Source organism: Cellulomonas hominis, from assembly GCF_005239125.1.
GTDB classification, from domain to species: Bacteria; Actinomycetota; Actinomycetes; order Actinomycetales; family Cellulomonadaceae; genus Cellulomonas; species Cellulomonas hominis_A.
Window position 1 is genome coordinate 1 of record NZ_SZYE01000258.1, and the last position, 4,352, is coordinate 4,352.

Below are 4,352 nucleotides of genomic sequence, written 5' to 3' on the forward strand. Positions count from 1 at the left end.
CCGGCCTCCCCGGTGGGGGGCGGCCCGGACCGCGAGGACCGCCAGCGCGCCGGCGCGCAGCCCGTGGGCGGCCGGCGCCCGCGGGTCGTCGTCACGCTGCACAACCTGCCCGTCGGCGGCCGGGCGGTCCGGGCCGTGTCGGCCGTGCTCGGCCGGGTGGTCGCCCGCGGCGCCGACGTGGTGCTCGGCGTCTCCGGCGACCTGGTGGACCTGGCGCGCGCGCAGGGCGCCCGCCACGCCGAGCGGGCCCTCGTGCCGGCGCCCGCGCGCCGTGCCCCGGAGCACGACCGGGACGCGGTCCGCGCGGCCCTCGGGGTCGCGCCCGGCGAGGACCTCGTGGTGACCGTGGCCCGGCTGGCCCCGCAGAAGGGCCTGGACACCCTCGTGGCGGCCGCTGCTGCGGCCGCCGGGTCCCGGCCCGCCCTGCGCTGGGTCGTCGCGGGAGACGGGCCCCTGCTGGCCGACCTGCGGGCGCGGGCGGCGCAGGCCCAGGCCCCCGTCGACCTGCTGGGCCGGCGTGAGGACGTCGCCGACCTGCTGGCCGCCGCGGACGTCGTCGCGTCGACCGCCGTCTGGGAGGGGCAGCCGCTGGCGGTGCAGGAGGCCCTGGCCCTGGGCGCGGCGCTGGTCGTCACGGACGCGGGGGGCACCCGCGAGGTCACCGGAGACGCCGCGGTGCTGGTGCCCGTGGGGGACGCCGCGGCGTTCGCGGCGGCGCTGACCGGGGTGCTGGCCGACGACGCGCGCCGGTCGGCGCTGCGCGACGCGGCCCGCGCCCGCGCGGCGACGCTCCCCGCGGTCGCCGACGTCCTGACCCAGCTGGACGCCGCCTACACCCGCTGACCGGGCCGGCGGGCCCGTGTCGGGGGTCACCGGCGTGGGGCGCACGGGGGCGGCGCGTCTCGGGTACACTGGAATCCCGTGGCAGAGCGCGCAAATCGACTCTCCGGGCGGTCGGACTCCACGACCCGGCACATCTTCGTCACGGGAGGCGTCGCCTCCTCACTGGGCAAGGGCCTGACCGCCTCCAGCCTGGGACGACTTCTCCGCTCCCGCGGCCTGCGGGTCACGATGCAGAAGCTCGACCCCTACCTCAACGTCGACCCCGGGACGATGAACCCGTTCCAGCACGGCGAGGTCTTCGTCACCGAGGACGGGGCCGAGACGGACCTCGACGTCGGTCACTACGAGCGGTTCCTCGACGTCGACCTGGTCGGCTCCGCGAACGTGACGACCGGCCAGGTCTACTCGCACGTGATCGCGAAGGAGCGGCGCGGCGAGTACCTCGGCGACACCGTCCAGGTCATCCCGCACATCACCGACGAGATCAAGGCGCGCATGCGGTCGCAGGCCGCCGACGACGTCGACCTCATCATCACGGAGATCGGCGGCACGGTCGGCGACATCGAGTCGCAGCCGTTCCTCGAGGCGGCCCGCCAGGTCCGCCACGAGCTCGGCCGGGACAACGTGTTCTTCCTGCACGTGTCGCTGGTGCCGTACATCGGTCCCTCGGGCGAGCTGAAGACCAAGCCGACCCAGCACTCCGTCGCCGCGCTGCGCAGCATCGGCATCCAGCCCGACGCGATCGTGCTGCGCTCGGACCGGGAGATCCCGCAGTCGATCAAGGCCAAGATCGCCCTGATGTGCGACGTCGACACCCAGGGCGTCATCTCCTGCGTGGACGCCCCGAGCATCTACGACATCCCCCGGGTCATCCACGCCGAGGGCCTGGACGCCTACGTGGTGCAGCGGCTCGGCATGCAGTTCCGCGACGTCGACTGGAGCGGCTGGGACGAGCTGCTGCAGCGCGTGCACCAGCCCGCGCACCACGTCGAGGTGGCGCTGGTCGGCAAGTACATCGACCTGCCGGACGCCTACCTGTCGGTGACCGAGGCGCTGCGCGCCGGCGGCTTCCACAACGACGCCAAGGTGAAGATCCGCTGGGTCCCCTCGGACGACTGCCAGACCCCCGAGGGCGCCCAGCGCGCGCTCGGCGGCGTGGACGCGGTCCTGGTCCCGGGCGGGTTCGGCGTGCGCGGCATCGAGGGCAAGCTCGGCGCCCTGCGCTGGGCCCGGGAGAGCAAGGTGCCGACGCTCGGCATCTGCCTCGGCCTGCAGACGATGGTCATCGAGTACGCGCGGAACGTGCTCGGCCTGGCCGGCGCGTCGTCGTCGGAGTTCGACGCCGACCCGGCGCACCCGGTCGTCGCGACCATGGCGGAGCAGCTGGCGATCGTCGGCGGCGAGGGCGACCTCGGCGGCACCATGCGGCTCGGCTCGTACGAGGCCGTCCTGGCCGAGGGCTCGGTCGTCGCCGAGGCGTACGGCTCGACCCGCGTCACCGAGCGGCACCGGCACCGGTACGAGGTCAACAACGCGTACCGCGACAAGCTGGAGGAGGCCGGCCTGGTCATCTCCGGCGTCTCCCCGGACTCGTCGCTCGTGGAGTTCGTGGAGCTGCCGCGCGAGGTGCACCCGTACTACGTCTCGACCCAGGCGCACCCGGAGTTCAAGTCGCGGCCCACGCGGTCGCACCCGCTGTTCGCCGGCCTCATCCGGGCCGCCCTGGACGCCCGGGGCGCGACGGCCTCCCCGAAGGCGAGGGCCCGGGCGTGACGGCCGGGGACCCGCACGGCGGGCCGGCCGACCGGCCCGCCGTGCGGCCCGTGCTCGAGCACACGGACCTGCACCACGGCAAGATCTGGGACCTCGTCTCGGAGACCGTGGACCTGGGCGACTCGCAGGTCGTCCGGGAGTTCGTCGACCACCCGGGCGCCGTCGCGGTGATCGCGCTCGACGAGGACGACCGCGTGCTGCTGCTGCAGCAGTACCGGCACCCGGTCCGCGCCGAGCTCTGGGAGCCGCCCGCCGGGCTGCGGGACGTCGACGGCGAGCCGCCGCACGTCACCGCCGCCCGCGAGCTGGGGGAGGAGGCCGACCTCCGCGCGGAGGACTGGCACCTGCTCGCCGAGTTCGCGAACTCCCCGGGCGGGTCGAACGAGCACATCCTCGTGTACCTGGCCCGCGGGCTGTCCGAGGTCCCCGAGGCCGAGCGGTTCGCCCGCGAGGACGAGGAGGCCGGCATGGTGCCCCTGTGGGTGCCCCTGGACGACGCCGTCGAGGCGGTGCTGGCCGGCCGCCTGCGCAGCCCCAGCGGCGCCGTCGGCATCCTCGCCGCCGCGGCCTCCCGGGACCGCGGCTGGCGGACCCTGCGCCCGGTCGGCTGACACGGCCCGGCACCGGGCGGGCGGGCACGACCCCGCCGCCCGGCGCCGGTCCGTTCGCCCGGACGGGTGGTCCCCGGGCCCACCGGTCAGGTGACGCCGGGCGCCGCCGATGGGGTGGGGCGTGCGCGCGCCGACCCGCCCCCCGACCGACGGCGCACGTCTGTTCCTCGCGGCCTCGCACACCGCCGGCGCCCTTCTCCTGTGCGCCGTGCTCTGCCTGGTCAGCGCCGTCTGGCCCCCCTCGCGGCTGACGCTGGTCGAGGTCTGGTACGGCGGGTCGGCGGCGCTGGCCCTGCTGGCCGCGACCCTGCTGCTGCTGCGGCACCGGCCGCGCGCCCCGCTCGCGGCGCTGGTCGCCGCCGTCGGCATCGGCGGCGCGCTCGTCGCGAGCTGCCAGACGCTCGCGGGGGTCGTCACCACGAGCCTCGGCCTCGTGGTCGCCGGCCAGGCCGCGGCGCTGCTCGGCGACCCGCGCACGGTGCGCCGGGTGCTCGAGCTCGTCGTCGTCGTCCTGGGGCTGGCGATGCTCGCCTCCCCGGTGCCGTTCCGCCCCGTCACCTGGCTCGTCCTCGCGGTGACCACGGTGGTGATGAGCGGCCTGGTCACGTACCTGCTCCAGCGCCTGCGGCTGCTGGCCACGACCGACGACCTGACGGGGGCGCTGACCCGCGCGGCGTTCGACGAGCGCGCCGCCCTGCTGCTGCACGACGCGGCGCGGCGGGGCCGGCCGGCGTCGGTGGTCTGCCTGGACGTCGACGACTTCAAGGTGGTCAACGACACCCTGGGGCACGCCGCCGGCGACCAGGTGCTGGTCCGCCTGGTGCACGGCTGGCGCGACGGGCTCGGCACGGGCGACCTGATCGGGCGGATCGGCGGCGACGAGTTCGCGGTGGTGCTCGCCGGCCGGGACGCGGCGGCCGCGGAGGACTGGGTGGCCGCTGCCGGGCGGCGGCACGTCGCCGGCGACCCGACGTGGAGCCACGGCGTGGCGCAGGCCGCCGGCGACGAGCCGGTGCGCGAGGCCCTGGCCCGCGCCGACGAGCTCGCACGGGTCGCCGAGCAGGTGGGCCTGTCGGGTCGGCGGGTCCGGGACGTGCTGGCGGGCGACGAGTACGCCGATGCGGT

At 76.3% G+C, this 4,352-nt stretch carries 4 protein-coding genes; all 4 read left to right on the forward strand.

The window, feature by feature from the left end:
* The coding region (locus FA014_RS18340; protein WP_154731057.1) for a glycosyltransferase family 4 protein at positions 1–843 on the forward strand (843 nt) is incomplete at its 5' end.
* 78 nt (positions 844–921) lie between these two features.
* A complete protein-coding gene (locus FA014_RS18345; protein WP_154731058.1) occupies positions 922–2,616 on the forward strand; it encodes a CTP synthase in 1,695 nt (564 codons plus the stop codon).
* Positions 2,613–3,227 carry an NUDIX domain-containing protein gene (locus FA014_RS18350; RefSeq protein ID WP_154731059.1) on the forward strand — a complete coding sequence of 205 codons (615 nt, stop codon included), beginning with the start codon at positions 2,613–2,615 and terminating at the stop codon, positions 3,225–3,227. Before FA014_RS18345 ends, FA014_RS18350 begins: the two co-directional genes overlap by 4 nt.
* A 121-nt stretch (positions 3,228–3,348) precedes the next feature.
* The coding region (locus FA014_RS18355) for a GGDEF domain-containing protein (protein WP_195969368.1) at positions 3,349–4,352 on the forward strand (1,004 nt) is incomplete at its 3' end.